The organism is Klebsiella sp. CTHL.F3a, from assembly GCF_019890895.1.
Taxonomy (GTDB): Bacteria; Pseudomonadota; Gammaproteobacteria; order Enterobacterales; family Enterobacteriaceae; genus Klebsiella; species Klebsiella grimontii.
The window spans coordinates 5,910,495-5,931,995 of record NZ_CP082360.1; the positions used below are offsets into that span (position 1 = coordinate 5,910,495).

The following is a 21,501-nucleotide window of genomic DNA, read 5'->3' on the forward strand; positions in this document are numbered from 1 at the left end:
CAAATGGAGAATAACAATGAGTCAAATTACAGCCAATCCGGCAACCCAGCACTTACCTTTTAAAGAAAAACTGGCCTATGGGATGGGTGATTTAGGCTCCAATATCCTGCTGGACATTGGAACGCTCTATTTACTCAAGTTTTATACCGATGTCCTCGGTTTACCCGGTACCTACGGTGGCATCATTTTCCTTATCGCTAAATTTTTTACCGCGTTTACCGATATGGGAACCGGGATAATGCTCGACTCCCGGCGAAAAATCGGTCAAAAAGGCAAATTCCGCCCATTTGTTCTCTATGCGGCTTTCCCGGTCACTTTACTGGCTATCGCTAACTTTGTTGGTACACCGTTTGAGGTCACCGGCAAAACGGTAATGGCAACGGTACTGTTTATGCTGTACGGACTGTTCTTTAGCATGATGAACTGCTCTTACGGCGCGATGGTACCCGCTATTACCAAAAACCCTGATGAACGAGCTTCACTTGCCGCCTGGCGACAAGGCGGCGCAACCCTCGGGCTGTTGCTGTGCACCGTGGGTTTTGTACCGGTAATGAATCTGATCGAAGGCAACTCGCAGCTGAGCTACATCTTCGCAGCCACCCTATTCTCGCTGTTTGGCCTGTTCTTTATGTGGTGGTGCTACTCGGGAGTAAAAGAGCGCTATGTCGAGGTGAACCCCCTCAATAACGCGCAAAAACCGGGGCTACTGCAATCCTTTCGCGCCATCGCTGGTAACCGTCCGCTGTTTGTTTTATGCATTGCCAACCTTTGCACGCTCGGCGCGTTTAACGTCAAGCTGGCGATACAGGTTTATTACACCCAGTACGTATTAAACGATCCCATCCTGCTCTCCTGGATGGGCTTCTTTAGCATGGGCTGTATCTTCATTGGCGTGTTTTTAATGCCGGGAATGGTCAGACGCTTTGGTAAGAAAAAAGTCTATATCGGCGGCCTACTGATTTGGGTCGCGGGCGATCTACTCAACTACTTCTTCGGCGGTGGTTCGGTCAGCTTTGTGGCGTTCTCTTGCCTGGCATTCTTCGGTTCAGCGTTCGTGAATAGTCTGAACTGGGCGCTGGTTTCCGACACGGTAGAATATGGTGAATGGCGCACTGGCGTGCGCTCGGAAGGTACGGTGTACACCGGTTTCACTTTCTTCCGTAAAGTGTCGCAGGCGCTGGCGGGCTTCTTCCCGGGCTGGATGTTGACGCAAATTGGTTATATCCCAAACGTGGTGCAATCGACTGATACCGTCGAGGGGCTTCGCCAGCTGATCTTTATTTATCCTTGCGCGCTGGCCGTGATTACCATCGTCGCAATGGGCTGTTTCTACAACCTCAACGAGAAGATGTATGTCCGTATTGTTGAAGAGATAGAAGCCCGTAAACAACCCGTTTGATAATAATAGATAACGCCCTACGGGGCGTTATTGAGGAGCGATTATGTCTGACCATGATCCGCTAACGCTAAAACTCAGCCTGCGGGAAAAATGCGCCTACGGGATGGGTGATTTTGGTTCAAATTTGATGCTGTGTATCGGCACACTGTATCTGCTCAAATTTTATACCGATGAACTAGGAATGCCAGCATACTACGGCGGGATTATCTTTCTGGTGGCGAAATTCTTTACCGCCTTCACCGATATGCTAACCGGCGTACTGCTGGACTCCCGGCGTAACATTGGCGCAAAAGGAAAATTCAGGCCCTTTATATTGTATGCCTCATTTCCTGTTGCGCTGGTGGCCACGGCGCAGTTTTTAGCTACAGATTTTACGCTGACGGTCAAAACGGCCATAGCGACCATACTGTTCATGATGTTTGGCCTGTTTTACAGCCTGATGAACTGTTCCTATGGGGCGATGGTACCTGCCATCACCAAAAATCCGCATGAGCGCGCTCAGTTGGCCGCCTGGCGTCAAGGCGGCGCCACCCTCGGCCTGCTGCTGTGTACGGTTGGGTTTATGCCAATTCAAGCGCTTTTTATTGATTCACCTTCGCTGGGTTACCTGATAGCTGCCCTGCTCTTCTCTGTTTGTGGGTTGTTTAGCATGTGGTGGTGCTTTAGCGGAGTGAAAGAGCGTTATATCGAAATCGTACCCGATCACCACCAGCCCAGCATTCTCAAATCTTTCTGCGCAATCTTCCGTAATCCTCCGCTGCTGGTGTTGTGCATTGCGAACCTGTGCACGCTAGCAGCATTTAACATCAAGCTGGCCATTCAGGTTTACTACACCCAGTACGTGCTCAATGATATTCATCTGCTGTCGTGGATGGGATTCTTTAGCATGGGGTGCATTCTGGTAGGCGTACTGATGGTTCCGGCAGCGGTGCAGCGCTTTGGTAAAAAGCAGGTTTATCTTGGCGGGCTGGCGCTATGGGCCATTGGCGATGTATTGAATTTTTTCTGGGGCGGAACCTCAGTCCTGTTTGTAACGCTCTCCTGTATGGCGTTCTTTGGCACCGCTTTTGTGAACAGCCTGAACTGGGCGCTGGTTTCGGATACAGTTGATTACGGTGAGTGGAAAACAGGCGTTCGTGCCGAAGGTTCGGTTTATACCGGCTATACCTTTTCGAGGAAAATCTCTGCTGCGCTTGCTGGCTTCTTACCGGGTATTATGCTATCGCAAATTGGCTATATCCCTAATATCACACAAAGCGAAACCACCTTGCTTGGCTTGCGTCAGCTTATTTTTATCTGGCCCTGTACGCTTGCCATTATTGCGGCACTGACTATGGGCTTCTTTTATAAACTCAATGAGACCCGCTTTGCTTTTATTATTGAGGAAATTGAAGATCGAAAGAAAACGATAAAACCCGGCATCATGAATAATTAAAAAGCTCTATTTTCAATAAAATTGCCGCTCTATCCATTTCGATGGATAGCGGCTCCCCTACGTTAAAAATGGACTTATCATGAAAAAAATAAACGCATTACTTTTGTTAACCTCTGTTATTTCAACCTCTGCATTAGCTGGTGCCTATGTGGAAAACCGCGAGGCATATAATCTGGCATCGGACCAAATGGAGTTCATGCTCCGCGTTGGCTACAACTTCGATATGGGCGCAGGACTTATGCTCACTAACACCTATACTCTTCAGCGCAAGGATGAATTAAAGCATGGCTATAATGAAATCGAGGGGTGGTATCCACTCTTTAGGCCGACGGATAAATTAACTATTCAACCCGGTGGCTTAATTACCGATAAAAGCGTAGGCTCCAGCGGCGCAGTTTATCTCGACGTTAATTATAAATTTACCCACTGGTTTAATTTGACCGTTCGCAACCGATATAATCACCATAACTACAGCTCAACTGACTTAAACGGTGAGCAAGATAATAATGACACCTACGAAGTGGGCACCTATTGGAATTTTATTATCACCGATAAATTTTCTTATACTTTTGAACCACACTATTTTACGCGGGTGAATGACTTTAATAGTAGCAATGGTAAAAACCATCACTGGGAAATTACCAATACTTTCAGGTATCGCATCAATCAAAACTGGTTACCCTACTTTGAACTACGCTGGCTGGACCGTAATGTGGAACCTTACCATCGGGAACAAAACCAGATCCGTGTGGGGGTGAAGTATTTATTCTAAGTTATAGGCAAAAAAAAGCCGCTGATAATCAGCGGCTTTTTCATCATGAGAAGTGTTAATTAATCTTCTTTCGCACCGCGCATCGCGCGTTTACGGTCGTTCTCGGTCAGGTGACGTTTACGGATACGGACAGAAGTCGGGGTGACTTCTACCAGTTCGTCGTCATCGATGAACTCCAGAGCCTGCTCCAGGGTCATCTTAACCGGCGGCACCAGAACCGTTGCTTCGTCAGTACCGGACGCACGCATGTTGGTCAGTTTCTTACCGGTCAGGCAGTTTACCGTCAGGTCGTTAGAACGACTGTGAATACCGATAATCTGGCCTTCGTAAACTTCTGCGCCGTGACCCAGGAACAGCTTACCGCGATCCTGCAGGCTGAACAGTGCGAACGCAACCGCTTTACCCTGGCCGTTGGAGATCAGAACACCGTTCTGACGCTGACCCACATCACCCGCACGAACGTCGTCGTAGTGGCTGAAGGTGGAGTACAGCAGACCGGTACCGGAGGTCATGGTCATGAATTCTGAACGGAAGCCGATCAGACCACGGCTTGGGATCACGTAGTCGAGACGTACGCGGCCTTTGCCATCTGGATTCATGTTTTTCAGATCGCCTTTACGCTCACCCAGCGCCTGCATCACAGAACCCTGGTGCTGCTCTTCAACGTCCAGCGTGACGTTTTCGAACGGCTCTTGCTTACGGCCATCGATTTCGCGGAAGATAACTTTCGGACGGGAAACCGCCATTTCGAAACCTTCACGACGCATGTTCTCGATAAGAACGGACAGGTGCAGTTCGCCACGGCCAGAAACGCGGAATGCGTCTGCATCCGGCGTTTCTTCAACGCGCAGCGCCACGTTATGCACCAGCTCTTTGTTCAGGCGGTCAAGGATCTGACGAGAGGTAACGTACTTACCTTCTTTACCGCAGAACGGCGAGGTGTTAACGCAGAAGAACATAGAGACGGTCGGCTCATCAACAGACAGCGCCGGCAGCGCTTCAACATTCTGCGTATCACAGATGGTGTCAGAGATGTTCAGTTCGCCCAGGCCGGTGATCGCGATGATATCGCCAGCTTCTGCAACGTCGCTCTCGATACGCTCAAGGCCCAGATGGGTCAGAACTTTACCGACTTTACCGTTACGAGTTTTGCCTTCGCTATCAATGATAGTGACCTGCTGGTTCGGCTTCACTTTACCGCGCTTGATGCGGCCGATGCCGATGACGCCAACGTAGTTGTTGTAGTCCAGCTGGGAGATTTGCATCTGCAGCGGGCCATCCAGGTCAACGTTCGGCGCCGGTACGCGATCGACGATGGTCTGATACAGCGGAGTCATGTCTTCAGCCATATCTTCGTGATCCAGACCCGCAATACCATTCAGCGCAGAAGCGTAAACGATAGGGAAGTCCAGCTGTTCGTCGGTAGCGTCGAGGTTAACGAACAGGTCGAATACCTGATCGACAACCCAGTCAGGGCGCGCGCCCGGACGGTCAACTTTGTTGATAACAACAATTGGCTTCAGGCCATGAGCAAAGGCTTTTTTGGTCACGAAGCGCGTCTGCGGCATCGGACCATCCATTGCATCAACGACCAACAGAACGGAATCAACCATGGACATGACACGTTCAACTTCACCACCGAAGTCGGCGTGCCCCGGGGTATCAACGATGTTGATACGGTAGTCATTCCATTTGATAGCGGTGTTTTTAGCCAGGATGGTAATCCCGCGCTCTTTCTCCAAATCGTTGGAGTCCATCACTCGCTCTTGAGTTTCGGCACGCGCGTCGAACGTACCGGATTGCTGTAGCAGCTTATCAACCAGGGTAGTTTTACCATGGTCAACGTGCGCGATGATGGCGATATTACGCAAATTTTCGATCACAACTTTGCCTCAGGCATTAGAAATAGCGCGTTATTGTACACGGATTAATCGCAGTACAAAACAGGATCACAAACATCCTCCGCAAACAAGTATTGCAGAGATTCTTTGTGATCGCTTTCACGGAGCGTTAAAAGGGTTATTCAAGGTCAATTGCACCAAATAAGTGCCCAATGTTCACACAAATGCACTATATTGGTGCAATGCATTCATTTTGGTGCAGCCCTTTTGCACGATGATGTGCATGATAACGCCTTTTGGGGGCAATTTAAAAGTTGGCACAGATTTCGCTTTATATTTTTTAAGGCAACAACGCCACTTTACGTAGTTAAAAAGTTTTCGTTTCCACGACGACAATGACCAATCCGGGAGAGTTTAAGTATGTCCGCTGAACACGTTTTGACGATGCTGAACGAGCATGAAGTGAAGTTTGTCGATCTGCGCTTCACCGATACCAAAGGTAAAGAACAGCACGTTACTATTCCTTCTCATCAGGTAAATGCCGAATTCTTCGAAGAAGGCAAAATGTTTGATGGCTCCTCGATTGGCGGCTGGAAAGGTATTAACGAATCCGACATGGTTCTGATGCCGGATGCAACCACCGCGCTGATCGACCCGTTCTATGAAGAACCGACGCTGATCATCCGCTGCGACATCCTGGAACCAGGCACCCTGCAGGGCTATGATCGCGACCCGCGTTCCATTGCTAAGCGCGCTGAAGAGTATCTGCGCTCTACCGGTCTGGCTGACACCGTGCTGTTCGGGCCAGAACCAGAATTCTTCCTGTTCGACGACATCCGTTTTGGTGCCTCCATCTCCGGTTCCCACGTTGCTATCGACGATATCGAAGGCGCATGGAACTCTTCCACCAAATACGAAGGCGGCAACAAGGGCCACCGTCCGGGTGTGAAAGGCGGTTACTTCCCGGTTCCGCCAGTAGACTCCTCACAGGATATCCGCTCCACCATGTGTATGATCATGGAAGAGATGGGTCTGGTTGTTGAAGCTCACCACCACGAAGTGGCGACTGCGGGCCAGAACGAAATCGCGACCCGCTTTAACACCATGACCAAAAAAGCGGACGAAATTCAGATTTACAAATACGTTGTGCACAACGTTGCACACCGTTTCGGCAAAACCGCGACCTTTATGCCAAAACCGATGTTTGGCGATAACGGTTCCGGTATGCACTGCCACATGTCCCTGTCCAAGAACGGCGTAAACCTGTTCTCCGGCGACAAATACGCAGGCCTGTCTGAACAAGCGCTGTACTATATCGGCGGCGTAATCAAACACGCTAAAGCGATTAACGCCCTGGCTAACCCGACCACCAACTCCTACAAGCGTCTGGTCCCGGGTTACGAAGCGCCGGTTATGCTGGCTTACTCTGCCCGTAACCGTTCCGCGTCTATCCGTATTCCGGTTGTCACCTCTCCGAAAGCGCGCCGTATCGAAGTTCGCTTCCCGGACCCGGCTGCTAACCCGTACCTGTGCTTCGCGGCGCTGCTGATGGCTGGCCTTGACGGTATCAAGAACAAAATCCATCCGGGCGAAGCCATGGATAAAAACCTGTACGATCTGCCGCCGGAAGAAGCGAAAGAGATCCCACAGGTTGCAGGCTCTCTGGAAGAAGCACTGAACGCGCTGGACGCGGACCGTGAATTCCTGACCGCCGGCGGCGTATTCACCAACGACGCTATCGATGCTTACATCGCCCTGCGTATTGAAGAAAACGACCGCGTACGCATGACTCCGCACCCGGTTGAGTTTGAGCTGTACTACAGCGTCTAATTTTGCTGTAAATCCGCGGTATTCCGTGTTGTGGCGTGGGGTACCAAGGATGTTTTGTTGCCGTGGAAACTTTCAGCCCATCTCAGGATGGGCTTTTTTCTCCACCAACGCGCTGATCCCATGAGCTTTTTATTCATAAAAAGCTATACTGCACTAAAATGGTGCACTCTTTTTCAGGAGACTGTCGAATGGCAACAGGCACACTGCCCGATGCTGGGCAGATCCTTAACTCTTTAATCAACAGTATCTTACTGGTCGATGACGACCTGGCGGTACATTACGCGAACCCGGCGGCGCAGCAGCTGTTGGCGCAAAGCTCGCGTAAATTATTCGGCACGCCGCTGCCGGAGCTGTTGAGCTATTTCTCGCTGAATATCGGCCTCATGCAAGAGAGCCTCGCCGCAGGTCAGGGTTTTACCGATAACGAAGTGACGCTGGTTATTGATGGCCGCTCGCATATCCTTTCCCTAACGGCGCAACGCCTACCGGAAGGCTATATCCTGCTGGAAATGGCGCCGATGGATAATCAGCGTCGCCTGAGCCAGGAGCAGCTACAGCACGCACAACAGATTGCCGCGCGTGACTTAGTGCGTGGTCTGGCCCACGAGATTAAAAATCCGCTGGGCGGCCTGCGCGGCGCGGCGCAGCTGCTGAGCAAAGCGCTGCCCGACCCTGCGCTAATGGAATATACCAAAGTCATTATTGAACAGGCCGACCGGTTAAGAAATCTGGTCGACCGTCTACTGGGACCACAGCATCCCGGAATGCATGTAACAGAAAGCATCCACAAGGTCGCTGAGCGGGTGGTGAAGCTGGTGTCGATGGAACTACCGGATAACGTTAAGCTGGTGCGCGACTATGACCCCAGCCTGCCAGAACTCCCGCACGACCCAGACCAAATTGAACAAGTGCTGCTGAACATCGTACGCAACGCGCTGCAGGCGCTGGGACCGGAGGGCGGAGAGATCACTCTGCGCACCCGGACGGCCTTCCAGTTAACCCTGCACGGCGTGCGCTACCGCCTCGCAGCGCGTATCGACGTTGAAGATAACGGCCCGGGAATCCCATCTCACTTACAGGATACGCTGTTTTATCCCATGGTGAGCGGACGCGAAGGCGGTACCGGACTCGGTCTGTCTATCGCCCGCAGCCTTATCGATCAGCACTCCGGCAAAATTGAATTTACCAGTTGGCCAGGGCATACCGAATTCTCGGTGTACCTGCCTATTCGGAAGTAGAGGTGTTTATGCAACGAGGGATAGCATGGATCGTTGACGACGATAGCTCCATCCGTTGGGTGCTTGAACGCGCGCTCACCGGGGCAGGCTTGAGTTGTACAACGTTTGAAAGCGGCAATGAGGTGCTTGATGCCCTCACGACCAAAACCCCGGATGTGCTGCTGTCGGATATCCGCATGCCGGGGATGGATGGGCTGGCGCTGCTAAAGCAAATTAAACAGCGTCATCCGATGCTCCCGGTCATCATAATGACGGCGCATTCGGATCTTGACGCGGCGGTCAGCGCCTATCAGCAGGGCGCCTTTGATTATCTGCCGAAGCCGTTTGATATCGATGAAGCGGTGGCGCTGGTCGACCGTGCGATTAGCCATTACCAGGAACAGCAGCAGCCGCGTAATGCGCCGATTAACAGCCCGACGGCCGATATCATCGGCGAAGCGCCGGCCATGCAGGACGTTTTTCGCATTATCGGCCGCCTGTCGCGTTCATCAATCAGCGTACTGATCAACGGGGAATCCGGTACCGGTAAAGAGCTGGTTGCCCATGCTCTCCATCGGCACAGTCCGCGCGCCAAGGCGCCGTTTATCGCGCTAAATATGGCGGCAATACCTAAAGATTTAATCGAATCAGAACTATTTGGCCACGAGAAAGGGGCCTTTACCGGCGCTAATACTGTGCGTCAGGGACGTTTTGAGCAGGCAGACGGCGGCACGCTGTTCCTCGACGAGATCGGCGATATGCCGCTGGACGTACAGACTCGCCTGCTGCGCGTCCTCGCTGATGGCCAGTTTTATCGCGTCGGCGGCTATGCGCCGGTGAAAGTGGATGTGCGCATCATTGCCGCAACCCACCAGAACCTTGAGCTGCGCGTCCAGGAAGGAAAATTCCGCGAGGATTTATTCCACCGCCTTAACGTGATTCGCGTCCATCTGCCGCCGCTGCGCGAACGTCGGGAAGATATCCCCCGTCTGGCGCGACATTTCCTGCAAATCGCCGCCCGTGAGCTGGGCGTAGAGGCCAAACAGCTGCATCCGGAGACGGAGATGGCGTTAACCCGACTGGCATGGCCGGGTAACGTACGTCAGCTGGAAAATACCTGTCGATGGCTGACGGTAATGGCCGCAGGTCAGGAGGTTCTGACGCAGGATCTTCCCAGCGAGCTTTTTGAAACCGCGATACCGGATAACCCAACGCAAATGCTGCCGGATAGCTGGGCCACGCTGCTGGGACAGTGGGCCGATCGCGCTTTGCGTTCCGGTCATCAAAACCTGCTCTCGGAAGCGCAACCTGAGATGGAGCGCACGCTGCTGACCACCGCCTTACGCCACACTCAGGGGCATAAACAAGAGGCGGCCCGGCTGCTGGGATGGGGTCGTAATACCCTGACGCGTAAGCTAAAAGAGTTGGGGATGGAGTAGCTGCGCACTGGCGAGTAAAAAATAGTCACCCAGCGCAAACTGCTGCTATTTTGTACTTTACTGTTGCCATGCGTTGAGTATGATCTTGCCCGGAAAGACGGGGGAGAAATCATGCTTGAATCACTCATTAATATTATATCGAGCGGTGTTGCAGCGGGTCATACGCCGCAGACGGCGGTCGCTGCCGTTCTGTGCGCGGCAATGGTTGGCCTGTTTAGCTGATAATATCCCCTCTCCTGCCAGGAGAGGGGATATTGCTTATATGACGCGGGAAAACTGCTGCATCCGCGCTTTCTGGCGCAGATACGCATCAAAACACATGCAGATATTGCGAATCAGCAGCCGGCCTTTCGGCGTTACCTGAATGCCTTTCCCATCCACATCCACCAGCCCGTCTTTGGCCAGCGGCGCCAGCAATTTCATATCGTCGGCAAAGTAGCTATCGAAGGTAAGATCCCACTGCGCTTCTACCGCAGCGAAGTCGAGACGGAAGTTACAAATCAGCGCCTTAATCACGTCACGGCGGATACAGTCATCGCGAGTCAACGCGATACCGCGCCACAGCGCCGTTCCGGTTTCATCAACCTGCTGATAATACTGCTTCAACTCTTTCTGGTTCTGCGCGTAGCAATCGCCAATCATGCTGATCGCCGACACGCCCATCCCCAGCAGGTCGGTGTCTCCCTGGGTGGTATATCCCTGGAAGTTCCGATGCAGGATACCTTCACGTTGGGCTATCGCCAGTTCATCATCCGGACGGGCAAAGTGGTCCATGCCGATAAACTGATATCCCGCGGCCGTCAGTGAATTGATGGTTTCCTGAAGAATGTCCAGCTTCTGCTCCGCTGAGGGCAAATCGGCATCTTTGATTTTGCGCTGCGCGGCGAAGAGCGTGGGCAGATGCGCGTAATTGAACACGCTCAGACGATCGGGATTAAGCTCCGCCACTTTCTGTAGCGTATAAGCGAAGCTCTGCGGCGTCTGCTTCGGCAGGCCGTAAATCAGGTCGATATTAGTCGAGGTAAAGCCAATGTCGCGCGCATGGTTGAGTAGCGCGAAGATAAAGGCCTCATCCTGCTCGCGATTCACCAGGCGCTGTACTTCTTTGTTGAAGTCCTGCACGCCCATACTCAGGCGATTAAAGCCTTCGCCGCGTAAATGATCCAGCACATCGAGTTCGATTTCGCGCGGATCAACCTCAATGGAGATCTCTGCATCCGCGTTAAAATTGAAATGGGTACGCAGCAGACCCATCAGACGACTAATTTGCGCCTTGTTTAAATACGTTGGCGTACCGCCGCCCCAGTGCAGCTGATTAACTTTGCGGCCAGCAAAAAGCGGCGCGCGATGAATAATCTCCTGCTCAAGCACATCCAGATACTGGTCGGCCTTATGCTGTTGGCGGGTGACGATTTTATTGCAGCCGCAGAAATAGCAAAGCTTATGGCAAAACGGGATATGCACGTACAGCGACAGGGGACGCTGCGGATAGCGGGCAACCGCCGCATCAAATTCAGCGGCGCCGAATTCTGGAGAAAACTCCAGCGCGGTGGGATACGAAGTATAACGCGGCCCGGAATAGTTATATTTCTGGATCAGGGCCAGATCCCAGTCGATTAACTGCACAGACATGCTCACTCCTTCCGATGGTACCGTCGGCGGGTACGCCGCCCCGGCCCAACCGCACCTCGGGTAATGAGCCGGTTGCGCAGCCATTTTTGACGCCGCGACAACCGTCGTAGTTTAACGAATAACCACAGCAGATAACATATAACCAGAAGGGTTATAAGCAGGACCGGGAATCCGATGGGGTGCAAACGTTAGTTTCCACCCTTCAGCAGACGCATCATATCTTCTTTGCGCTCTTCCTCTTCTTCATCTTCGTCATCATCGTATGAGAGGCCCAGCTGCTGCATCAGCTCATCAATACGATCCAGCTTGGCGTCAACCCAGGCCTGCTCTTCGGCATTCAGGGTGCCGCCCTCTTCCAGACGTTCCAGCAGCGCGTCCAGGCGCTCATCGTTCTCCAGCAAATCCAGCTCAGCCTGCGGTGAAAGCATAGGTTTCTCGCTCTTTGGTTTATGCTGCTTAATCGCCGGAGCATTTTCAGTTACGCCCAGCGGGATTGGTTTTTTACTGCCAATTCGGGGATCTTGCTGCTGGCCTTGTTTTTTACCTGCCGAAGCGGTCTCGCCACCGGTCGCACGACTTCCTGCCGCGTGGCCACGATGCTTCTTCTGATGCTTACGCTCGCGGGCTTCCTGGTTCAATTCTTCACGGGTTTTGCGATTTTTTTTGCCGCGAGGTACGGATGTCGGTTTTTTCATGTTGTGTAATCTTCAGGCCGTTTTCTTCAGTATAGAATTGAGGCGGAATCTAGCAGAAAGCAAGCAAAGAAAAAAGGCGACAGATTACTCTGTCGCCTTTTTCCGCACTAACAACCCTTAATGGGCTTCTACTTTCCATGTTCGCTAACGACACACCCTGTCTTTCCTTTAGCGACCAACGGTCCCTGTTACATCCATTTCCTTTTAAAACGTCTCCAGACGTTTGTCATCCTGACAATCCGTAGTCCTCGCCTCCTGGCGCTTCCTGACTCCTCATCCTGAGTCATAATCCTGTCAGCATCCTCGCCCTTGACCGCTACTTTACTGTTTTGAGAAAAACCTACAACCGACTGTACGGAAAAAAAACGAGTTTCAGAATTTTCTTTCAGCCCAACACGATGATTTATCAGAATTTGTATTATGTTTACTCAGTTTTTCCTCATGTATTTCTCATATAATCAATAGCCAATGTCTTACAAAGACTGTGGTTTTAGCTTACAGCGATGAGGTGCGGTAAAAACAGCCTTTTTCTGCTGTTCAGGTATAATCCCCGTCAAAGCCTGATTTAACGGAGACGACCGTCTTGACCAACTGGAATTATCAACTGACGCATTTTGTCACTAGCGCGCCAGATATCCGCCATCTTCCTGCCGATACCGGTATTGAAGTGGCCTTTGCTGGCCGCTCTAACGCCGGGAAATCCAGCGCTCTGAACACGCTGACTAACCAGAAAAGCCTGGCGCGTACTTCGAAGACGCCCGGCCGTACGCAGCTGATTAACTTGTTTGAAGTCGCTGAGGGCAAACGCCTGGTCGACCTGCCGGGCTATGGTTATGCCCAGGTTCCCGAAGAGATGAAAATCAAGTGGCAGCGCGCACTGGGTGAATATCTCGAGAAACGCCTTTGCCTGAAAGGCCTGGTTGTGCTGATGGATATCCGTCATCCGCTTAAAGATCTCGATCAGCAGATGATCCAGTGGGCGGTTGAAAGCGATATTCCGGTTCTGGTGCTGCTGACCAAAGCCGATAAGCTGGCCAGCGGCGCGCGGAAAGCGCAGATCGCTATGGTCCGTGAAGCGGTAACCGCCTTTAACGGAGATGTGCAGGTGGAAGGATTTTCTTCCCTGAAGAAGCAAGGCGTGGATAAACTACGGCAGAAACTGGATAGCTGGTATAACGATATCCCACCTCAGGAAGAACCTGAAGACGGCGAATAGTCTCGCTAATTACCCCGGGTAGCGGCGCTTGACGCCCTGTCCGGGTAGCCCGCCTCATCAGCATCGATACGCAAAAATTTTCTTTCGCGCAATAAAAAACGCCCCGGTCATAAATGACCGGGGCGGCTAAAATATTCAGCCAAATCCGATTACGTGAAGTAAAAGGTCTGAAAGATAGAACATCTTACCTCTGTACCCTACGTCTTTAACTCTACTCTTCTTTCGATTACGGATAAAGCATTTTTTGTAGTTTTTTTTCACTCTTTACATAGCAAATTCAAATGATCATCACAAAATACGATAAGTTATGTTACTCACTTACAAGAAATGACCATACCTGCCGAATACTTAGTGCGCTTGATCCCAGTTTTCTCCGCTTCCAACTTCCACCAGTAGCGGAACCGCCAGCGTCGTACTGCTTTCCATCAGTTCATGGATCTTTTTCGCAACCGCCTCAAGATCGTCTTTATGCACTTCAAAGACCAATTCATCGTGCACCTGCATGATCATCCGCACGCGTGGTTTTTCACTTAGCAGCCAGCTGTCGACGGCGATCATCGCACGCTTAATAATATCGGCGGCGGTTCCCTGCATCGGCGCGTTGATCGCCGCACGCTCGGCACCGGCACGACGCGCTCCGTTGCTGGATTTGATGTCCGGCAAATAGAGGCGACGACCATCGAGCGTTTCAACATACCCCTGCTCTTTTGCCTGGGCGCGGGTGCGCTCCATATACTCCAGCACGCCCGGATAGCGCTCAAAGTAGAGATCCATATACTTTTGCGCTTCTTTGCGCGGAATATTGAGCTGGCGCGCAAGTCCGAACGCGCTCATGCCATAAATAAGGCCGAAGTTGATCGCCTTCGCGCTGCGGCGCTGCTCGCTGCTGACGCTCTCCAGCGGCAAACCGAAAACCTCGGCCGCCGTCGCGCGGTGGATATCCTTCCCCTCCGCAAACGCGGTCAACAGGCCCTTGTCGCGAGACAGATGCGCCATGATGCGCAGTTCAATTTGCGAGTAGTCGGCAGAGACGATGAGATAATCTTCCGGTGCAATAAACGCCTGGCGGATACGGCGCCCTTCATCATTGCGCACCGGAATATTCTGCAGGTTCGGATCGGTAGACGACAAACGTCCCGTTGCCGTAACCGCCTGGTGATAAGAGGTGTGAACCCGGCCCGTTTTCGGGCTGATCATCAGCGGCAGCTTATCGGTATAGGTGGACTTGAGTTTGGCCAGACCACGATATTCGAGGATGACTTTCGGCAGCGGATAGTCCAACGCCAGCTCTTCCAGCACCTCTTCCGAGGTCGAGGGCGCGCCGCCCGGGGTTTTCTTCAGCGGCTTAATACCTTGTTTTTCAAACAAGATCGTTTGCAGCTGCTTCGGAGAAGAAAGGTTAAACTCTTCACCCGCGATGTCGTACGCTTTTTTCTCCAGCTCAACCAGGCGCTTGGCTATCTCCTGAGAATGCGCATGCAGTACGGCCGGATCGATCTTCACGCCATTGCGCTCAATGCGGGATAGTACCGGCACCAGCGGCATTTCAATATTTTTAAAGACGTTCAGCGGGCCATCATTTTGCTGAAGTTTAGGCCACATTTTCAGGTGCAGCTGTAGCGTGACGTCGGCATCTTCCGCCGCGTAGCGGCCCGCTTCTTCCAGCGCGATTTGGTTGAATGTAAGCTGGTTTTTACCTTTACCCGCAATCTCTTCAAAAGTAATGGTTTTGTGCTTCAGCCAGCGATCGGAGAGGCTATCCATATCATGGCGGCCCGCCACGCTGTCAAGAATGTAAGATTCCAGCATGGTATCAAAGGCAATACCGCGCAATTCAATGTCGTAGTTAGCCAGGATACCGCGGTCATATTTGAGGTTTTGCCCAACCTTCAGAATCTTGTCATCTTCCAGTAGCGGTTTCAGTAGCTCAAGGACACGGTCACGCGGGATCTGATCCGGTGCATCCAGATAATCATGGGCAACCGGTACATAGGCCGCAACGCCAGGCTCAATAGCGAAGGATAAACCGACCATATTGGCTGAAACGTTATCCAGGCTGTCAGTTTCGGTATCAAAGGCAAAAAGCGGCGCTTTCTTCAGGTTTTCAATCCAGGTCAGCAGCGTTTCTTCATCAAGAATCGTGACATAGTTTTCAGAAGAGAGCGCCGTGGCGGTTTCCTCTTCGGCATCAGCCACTGCTGCCACCGCTGCTACCGGGTTCGCCGCAGGCTTCGCGCCTTTTGCCTGCATCCACTTGCCGGACTCGACATCGGTGATCCAGCGTTTGAACTCATACTTTTTAAATAGCGTCAGCAGTTCATCAGCGATGGGCTGTGCAACCAGCAGATCTTCGCAGCCCAGATCCAGCTCGACGTCGGTTTTGATTGTCGCCAGCTGATAAGAGAGATAGGCCACCTCTTTATTCTGCTCCAGCTTCGCTGCCATTGTTTTTGCACCGCGGAAGGTCAGTCCGGCGATTTTTTCAGGTTCCGCATATAGCGTATCAAGGCCGCCCAGCCCCTGTAACAACGCCTGCGCCGTCTTCTCACCCACGCCTGGTACGCCAGGGATGTTGTCCGATGAGTCCCCCATCAGGGCCAGAAAATCGATGATCAGCTCCGGCGGCACGCCATATTTGGTCACCACTTCATCCGGGCCAAGGATGGTGTTGGTCATGGTGTTAATCAGCGTAATACCCGGCGTAACCAGCTGAGCCATGTCTTTATCGCCGGTGCTAATCAGTACCGGACGCCCGACCTTTTCAGCTTCACGCGCCAGGGTACCGATGACATCGTCAGCTTCTACGCCAGGGACGGCCATCAGCGGCAGGCCCATCGCCTTGACCATGGCATGCAGCGGCTCGATCTGCGCCCGAAGATCGTCCGGCATCGGCGGGCGATGAGATTTATAGTGCTCAAACAGTTCATCACGGAAAGTCTTCCCCTTGGCATCAAACACGACGACGGCATGGGTCGGTTGATACTGCAGGATCAGGCTTCGCAGCATATTCAGTACGCCATACATTGCGCCTGTCGGCTCGCCAGCGCTATTCGTCAGCGGAGGGAACGCGTGATATGCCCGATAAAGGTAAGAGGAGCCGTCAACGAGGATGAGAGGGTTTTCTGGGATCTGAACCATAATTTCCGTGCCTGTTTATCAGATTATCGGTAAAGGATGCCACAGACGGGCATTAAATCCTGAATTTTTCCCGCATTTCGTCGAAAAGATTCCGCGATCCCGTCGATCGTATGATGTGTCAACCTGTGGATAACTTTGTGAATAGTTTTATAACGATGACTAAACCATCATTAATAAAATAATCTATTGATAAATTATTCTATATTTATCATGACATTATGAATTAATGACTTGCGTTAATAACATCATGATGACTCAATGTTCCATGTGGATATAAGATCCGGAAATTTTTCTATCCAGGTAAAACCCGTCATTTGCTCTATTTTCTGGTAAAATCAGCCGCTTGCGCTGTTTAAACGCGTTCTTTGTCAGCCTAACTTTCTGAATAAATTAACTATGTCGAGATTACTCGCTGCGATAACGCTCCCGCTGAGTATCGCCCTGACTATCGTAGTCACCATTATATGTTCCGTGCCAATAATCATCGCGGGGCTGATTAAACTGCTTGTGCCTGTTACTGCGGTCTGGCGCTCGATATCCATTTTCTGCAATTTCATGATGTACTGCTGGTGTGAAGGGTTGGCCCTGCTGCTGCGCCTTAATCCCTGGCTTAAGTGGGATGTTGAGGGCCTGGAAGGCTTGAACAAGAAAAACTGGTATCTGCTTATCAGCAACCACCATAGCTGGGCCGATATCGTGGTGCTTTGCGTACTGTTCCGCAAACATATCCCGATGAATAAATATTTCCTGAAGCAACAGCTCGCCTGGGTGCCGTTTATTGGCCTGGCCTGCTGGGCGTTGGATATGCCTTTTATGCGCCGTTATTCCCGGGGTTATTTAATCCGCCATCCAGAACGCCGCGGCAAAGATGTGGAAACCACCCGTGGATCCTGCGAGAAATTCCGCTCGCATCCCACCACTATCGTTAACTTTGTCGAAGGCTCACGTTTTACTGAAGAGAAGCGGCTGCAGACCCGCTCGCCTTATAATAATTTATTAGCACCAAAAGCTGCCGGTACTGCCATGGCATTAAGCGTCCTGGGCTCGCAGTTTGATAAGCTGCTGAACGTTACACTGTGTTATCCAGAGAATCATCACCGACCGTTTTACGACATGCTGAGCGGCCGATTAACGCGGATTGTAGTACGCATCCGCCTTGAACCCGTGACAGAAGAGCTGCACGGCGATTATGTGAATGATAAAAACTTTAAGCGGCGGTTTCAGCGCTGGCTAAATACGCTTTGGGAAGATAAAGATCGTCAGTTAACGGAAATAATGCAGCAGAAAGGAAAATGATGCTGGGCGCTGAAAAGCGTAACGCCGGTCAGTAACCGGCGTTTATTTTTTATTTCTTCTCAACTAACTGCTTAACGGTATCGGCATACTGGGCAACAAATGCGTCCATATTGCTGGTATCCATACCCTGCGGGTTAAGCTGATATTTGCCGTTAACGTACATAGCGGGTACGCCCTGCAGCTGGAAATCAGCGGCGGCTTTCTCTTGCTGAGCCACCAGGGATTTCACTACAAAACTGTTCCAGGCTGCATCGTAATCTTCACCTTTAACGCCAGCGTCAACGAAGACCTTACGAATATCGGCTACGGTCTGAACGGTCTGTGTTTTCTGTACCGCTTCAAACATCGGGACAGTGATCTTGTCTTCCACACCCAGCGCCATCGCGACGGCCCACGCCTGAGTCAGATCCTTGCCCAACGGGCCCAGGAACTCTACGTGGTATTTCGTCATTTTGACGCCTTCAGGCAGCTTTTTCTTCACGTTATCTGACACATGAAGCACTTCTTCAAACTGATAGCAGTGCGGGCAGTAGAACGAGAAAAACTCGAGCACCTGAGGCTCACCAGCAACGGGCTTATCGAGGGTAATATACTGCTTACCGTCGGTGATCTGGGCAGCGGATGCACTAAAAGCCAGAATCATACCAGCCAGCGCCAGCCAAATTTTTTTCATGATTAACTCTCTCCTGGATATATCACATTAATACATTGGCGTTAACTGAAGAGGCGGTTCCTGTAGAACCTTTACCTGCTCAAGAAAAGTTGTTGTCTGCCCACGCCAGTAATCTTCCCCTGTTAACCACGGGAAGTTCTTAGGAAAAGCAGGATCTTCCCAGCGCCTTAACAACCACGCCAGATAATAAACTAAGCGCATTGCACGTAAAGGTTCGATGAGGGCAATTTCATCCGTATTAAAAGAGCTAAACTCTTCATACGCTTCAATGATCATCTCAAGCTGCATCCGTTGCTCGGCCTTATCACCGTTCAACAGCATCCACAGATCCTGGATAGCAGGTCCATTACGTGAATCATCTAAATCAACAAACAAAGGGCCATCGCGCCAGAGGATGTTTCCTGCATGGCAATCACCGTGTAAACGTAAGATATTGGCGCGTCCGTGCCATTGCGCCATTACCGCATCTATCAGCTTATCGGTGGCGTTAAGAAAAGCCTCTTTCAGCCCTGCTGTTATCAGCGGGGAGAGCTCAAAGACCTGCCGGGGCTCAAGAAGGTACTCATTGGTGCCAATCTCCGGGCGCGCGACAAAACGCTGTTTGCGTCCCGTTTGATGCAGACGACCAAGGTAGCGCCCAACCCATTCCATCTGATCGAGGTTATCCGCCTCAAACTGACGTCCCCCCAGGCTTGGGAACACGGCGAAAAAGAACCCCTGATGCTGATGAAGGGTACTTCCGTTAAATGACAATGGCGCCGCTACAGGGACTTCGTCCTGAACGAGCTGAAGGGAAAACTGGTGTTCTTCGAGGATTTGTTCGGCGGACCAGCGCTCAGGACGATAGAACTTCACCACATAGCGGCGACGGTCTTCGTCCTGAAACTGGTAAACTCGGTTCTCATAGCTATTAAGCGGGGTAAGACCTGAGTCCACCCGCATTCCCAGATCAAATAAACCATCAATGATGGTATCCGGGTGAAGCGTCTGAAAAGTGAAAGCCTTATCGTGCATCCTGACATCCGATAATCGTACGAATGATACAGGATATCATCTCATTGCCGATTCCGCGGCAGCGCTTACAACCTTTTACTCTTTAATCACTCCGCGAGCGCGTAGCAGCGCAGTTTTAAAATCTTCTTCATAATCTTTCTGGATACCGGGGATAACGGCCTCTTTTGCCGAGTCGCGCATCTTCAGGTGATAAATCAGAATATCGTCGGAAAGATCGCTCAGTTCACCGGCATAACCAGCCTCTTTCGCCAGTTTTTGCAAAAATTGAATCAAATTCAGCTCGGGTTCTTTCTGCCAGGCCGGCTGGAGGAGTTCAATGACTTCATTCAGGCGTTTACATTTCATAGCAATGCTCCTTACTCTTGATAGGTGTACGTTAGCAGGGACAATCCCACAATGAAAGAGGCGATATTAATATGCAGGGTAAGGTAATAACCGGCGTTGTACTGGCAGGTGGGAGAGGTACGCGTATGGGAGGTGTTGATAAAGGATTGCAGTTGCTGAAGGGGAAAGCGCTGTGGCGTCATGTCGCCGATACGCTGCAACCCCAGGTCACAAAGCTGGTGATTAGCGCTAACCGCAATCTTGATTGCTGGCGAAGCAGCGGCTACCCGATTATTACCGACTCTCTGAACGACTTTCCCGGGCCGCTAGCTGGCATGCTTTCCGTTATGCATCAGGTTGAGGGTGAGTGGTTTCTGTTTTGTCCGTGCGATACGCCTTTTATTCCATCATTTCTGGCTGAGCGCTTAATACTGCAAAAAAAGTCATCCCCGGTCGTTTGGGTACACGACGGTGAACGCGACCATCCGGCGATTGCTCTGGTGAATCGAGAGGTGATTAGCGAGCTGGAAATCTATCTGGCGGTAGGCGAGCGGCGGGTTATGGTGTTTATGCGCAAAATGGGGGGGCATAGCGTCGATTTTAGCGATGTAAAATCAGCCTTTATTAACGTCAACACTCTCAGCGATTTACAAAGTATGCAGGTGTCATCATGATCCCTCTTTTAGCCATCGCCGCCTGGAGCGGCACGGGTAAAACAACTTTATTGAAAGCGCTGATTCCAGCGCTACGCGCGGAAGGCATACGTCCTGGGCTCATTAAACATACCCATCATGATATGGACGTGGATAAACCCGGTAAAGATAGCTATGAGCTACGTAAAGCAGGGGCGGCTCAGACGATTGTCGCCAGCTCGCAGCGTTGGGCATTAATGACGGAAACACCCGAAGAGCCTCCGCTGGATCTGGCATGGCTGGTTAGCCGAATGGACACATCAACGTTAGATCTCGTACTGGTTGAAGGTTTTAAACATGAAGCTGTGCCAAAAATTCTGCTATTTCGGAAAAACAGCGGACATTGCAAAGAAGAATTAGTATTTGATGATGACGTGATTGCCGTAGCTAGCGATACGCCTGTCGAGACGTCGCTTCCCTTTTTAGATTTAAATAATATTCCGCAGATAGCCGCTTTTATTATGCAATGGTCAAAAAGGGCTTAATCGCAACCTTAATTGAGATTGCAGAGATGTCGCTACGCGTCATCTTGCTAAATCATCACTGATTTCTCAGGCCACAAAAACGCAAAAAGCCCATCCGTCAGGATGGGCTCTTCACGTGTTTGATGCCTGGCAGTTCCCTACTCTCACATGGGGAGACCCCACACTACCATCGGCGCTACGGCGTTTCACTTCTGAGTTCGGCATGGGGTCAGGTGGGACCACCGCGCTATCGCCGCCAGGCAAATTCTTTGTGCTCAGTACGCAATTCTTTATCGCATCTGCCACGTTGCCCGCGCTCGTAAAGTCAGTCACATACTTCAGTATGCTCCTTCCTTTCCTTCGCTTGTCGCCTTGCTGCTGCGCAAATTATTGCGTACTCAACTCTGAATCAATGCTGAAATTG

At 51.3% G+C, this 21,501-nt stretch carries 19 protein-coding genes and 1 rRNA gene; 11 read left to right on the top strand and 9 right to left on the bottom strand.

Going from position 1 to position 21,501, the window contains the following annotated elements:
* Positions 1 to 16: 16 nt before the first annotated feature.
* The 3 genes from K7H21_RS27665 to ompL all read left to right on the top strand — a co-directional run bounded on the left by K7H21_RS27665 (position 17) and on the right by ompL (position 3,606).
* Positions 17 to 1,399 carry an MFS transporter gene (locus K7H21_RS27665; protein ID WP_142983293.1) on the top strand — a complete coding sequence of 461 codons (1,383 nt, stop codon included), beginning with the start codon at positions 17 to 19 and terminating at the stop codon, positions 1,397 to 1,399.
* 43 nt (positions 1,400 to 1,442) lie between these two features.
* Positions 1,443 to 2,834 (top strand): MFS transporter, encoded by a 1,392-nt coding sequence (locus K7H21_RS27670; RefSeq protein ID WP_142481703.1) that lies wholly within the window; start codon positions 1,443 to 1,445, stop codon positions 2,832 to 2,834.
* 79 nt (positions 2,835 to 2,913) lie between these two features.
* Positions 2,914 to 3,606, top strand: coding sequence for a porin OmpL (gene ompL / locus K7H21_RS27675; RefSeq protein ID WP_142481704.1), 693 nt, complete (start codon positions 2,914 to 2,916; stop codon positions 3,604 to 3,606).
* Positions 3,607 to 3,665: 59 nt separating this feature from the next.
* On the opposite strand, the gene typA is transcribed toward ompL, so the two are convergent.
* The gene (gene typA, locus K7H21_RS27680; protein ID WP_004127103.1) at positions 3,666 to 5,489 is read right to left on the bottom strand and encodes a ribosome-dependent GTPase TypA; all 1,824 of its coding nucleotides are present in this window, start codon (positions 5,487 to 5,489) and stop codon (positions 3,666 to 3,668) included.
* 378 nt (positions 5,490 to 5,867) lie between these two features.
* Between typA and glnA the strand changes: the two genes are divergently transcribed.
* From glnA to K7H21_RS27700, 4 genes are all read left to right on the top strand, one after another.
* Positions 5,868 to 7,277 (top strand): glutamate--ammonia ligase, encoded by a 1,410-nt coding sequence (gene glnA / locus K7H21_RS27685; RefSeq protein WP_004127100.1) that lies wholly within the window; start codon positions 5,868 to 5,870, stop codon positions 7,275 to 7,277.
* Positions 7,278 to 7,465: 188 nt separating this feature from the next.
* Positions 7,466 to 8,515, top strand: coding sequence for a nitrogen regulation protein NR(II) (gene glnL / locus K7H21_RS27690; protein ID WP_004127098.1), 1,050 nt, complete (start codon positions 7,466 to 7,468; stop codon positions 8,513 to 8,515).
* Between the two features lie 8 nt (positions 8,516 to 8,523).
* A complete protein-coding gene (gene glnG, locus K7H21_RS27695; protein WP_004107350.1) occupies positions 8,524 to 9,933 on the top strand; it encodes a nitrogen regulation protein NR(I) in 1,410 nt (469 codons plus the stop codon).
* 111 nt (positions 9,934 to 10,044) lie between these two features.
* Positions 10,045 to 10,155, top strand: coding sequence for a YshB family small membrane protein (locus K7H21_RS27700; RefSeq protein WP_004127096.1), 111 nt, complete (start codon positions 10,045 to 10,047; stop codon positions 10,153 to 10,155).
* Positions 10,156 to 10,191: 36 nt separating this feature from the next.
* On the opposite strand, the gene hemN is transcribed toward K7H21_RS27700, so the two are convergent.
* Both hemN and yihI read right to left on the bottom strand, forming a co-directional pair.
* The gene (gene hemN / locus K7H21_RS27705; RefSeq protein WP_049113224.1) at positions 10,192 to 11,565 is read right to left on the bottom strand and encodes an oxygen-independent coproporphyrinogen III oxidase; all 1,374 of its coding nucleotides are present in this window, start codon (positions 11,563 to 11,565) and stop codon (positions 10,192 to 10,194) included.
* Between the two features lie 188 nt (positions 11,566 to 11,753).
* Positions 11,754 to 12,260 carry a Der GTPase-activating protein YihI gene (gene yihI, locus K7H21_RS27710; protein WP_142445133.1) on the bottom strand — a complete coding sequence of 169 codons (507 nt, stop codon included), beginning with the start codon at positions 12,258 to 12,260 and terminating at the stop codon, positions 11,754 to 11,756.
* Positions 12,261 to 12,843: 583 nt separating this feature from the next.
* On the opposite strand from yihI, the gene yihA reads away from it, so the two are divergent.
* Positions 12,844 to 13,476: a ribosome biogenesis GTP-binding protein YihA/YsxC gene (gene yihA / locus K7H21_RS27715; RefSeq protein WP_004127091.1), complete on the top strand. Its 633-nt coding sequence runs from the start codon at positions 12,844 to 12,846 to the stop codon at positions 13,474 to 13,476.
* 135 nt (positions 13,477 to 13,611) lie between these two features.
* Here yihA and spfP read toward each other — a convergent pair whose 3' ends face one another.
* Together spfP and polA are read right to left on the bottom strand one after the other, a co-directional pair.
* Positions 13,612 to 13,659, bottom strand: coding sequence for a small protein SpfP (spfP, locus tag K7H21_RS29455; RefSeq protein ID WP_071892919.1), 48 nt, complete (start codon positions 13,657 to 13,659; stop codon positions 13,612 to 13,614).
* A 165-nt stretch (positions 13,660 to 13,824) separates the two neighbouring features.
* Positions 13,825 to 16,614 carry a DNA polymerase I gene (polA, locus tag K7H21_RS27720; RefSeq protein WP_223035493.1) on the bottom strand — a complete coding sequence of 930 codons (2,790 nt, stop codon included), beginning with the start codon at positions 16,612 to 16,614 and terminating at the stop codon, positions 13,825 to 13,827.
* 396 nt (positions 16,615 to 17,010) lie between these two features.
* On the opposite strand from polA, the gene K7H21_RS27725 reads away from it, so the two are divergent.
* Positions 17,011 to 17,910, top strand: a complete 900-nt coding sequence (locus tag K7H21_RS27725) for an acyltransferase (RefSeq protein WP_223035494.1) — start codon at positions 17,011 to 17,013, stop codon at positions 17,908 to 17,910.
* A gap of 49 nt (positions 17,911 to 17,959) precedes the next feature.
* Here the strand turns inward: K7H21_RS27725 and dsbA are convergent, their stop codons facing one another.
* From dsbA to K7H21_RS27740, 3 genes are all read right to left on the bottom strand, one after another.
* A complete protein-coding gene (gene dsbA / locus K7H21_RS27730) occupies positions 17,960 to 18,583 on the bottom strand; it encodes a thiol:disulfide interchange protein DsbA (RefSeq protein WP_004127082.1) in 624 nt (207 codons plus the stop codon).
* A gap of 27 nt (positions 18,584 to 18,610) precedes the next feature.
* Positions 18,611 to 19,597 carry a serine/threonine protein kinase gene (locus tag K7H21_RS27735; protein ID WP_142469853.1) on the bottom strand — a complete coding sequence of 329 codons (987 nt, stop codon included), beginning with the start codon at positions 19,595 to 19,597 and terminating at the stop codon, positions 18,611 to 18,613.
* A gap of 75 nt (positions 19,598 to 19,672) precedes the next feature.
* Positions 19,673 to 19,942: a YihD family protein gene (locus tag K7H21_RS27740; RefSeq protein WP_004127077.1), complete on the bottom strand. Its 270-nt coding sequence runs from the start codon at positions 19,940 to 19,942 to the stop codon at positions 19,673 to 19,675.
* 71 nt (positions 19,943 to 20,013) lie between these two features.
* Here K7H21_RS27740 and mobA point away from each other — a divergent pair, with 71 nt between their 5' ends.
* Positions 20,014 to 20,595, top strand: coding sequence for a molybdenum cofactor guanylyltransferase MobA (gene mobA / locus K7H21_RS27745; protein ID WP_223035495.1), 582 nt, complete (start codon positions 20,014 to 20,016; stop codon positions 20,593 to 20,595).
* The gene (gene mobB / locus K7H21_RS27750; protein ID WP_049113233.1) at positions 20,592 to 21,098 is read left to right on the top strand and encodes a molybdopterin-guanine dinucleotide biosynthesis protein MobB; all 507 of its coding nucleotides are present in this window, start codon (positions 20,592 to 20,594) and stop codon (positions 21,096 to 21,098) included. Before mobA ends, mobB begins: the two co-directional genes overlap by 4 nt.
* Before the next feature lie 124 nt (positions 21,099 to 21,222).
* On the opposite strand, the gene rrf is transcribed toward mobB, so the two are convergent.
* Positions 21,223 to 21,338, bottom strand: a 5S ribosomal RNA gene (gene rrf / locus K7H21_RS27755).
* Positions 21,339 to 21,501: the final 163 nt, after the last annotated feature.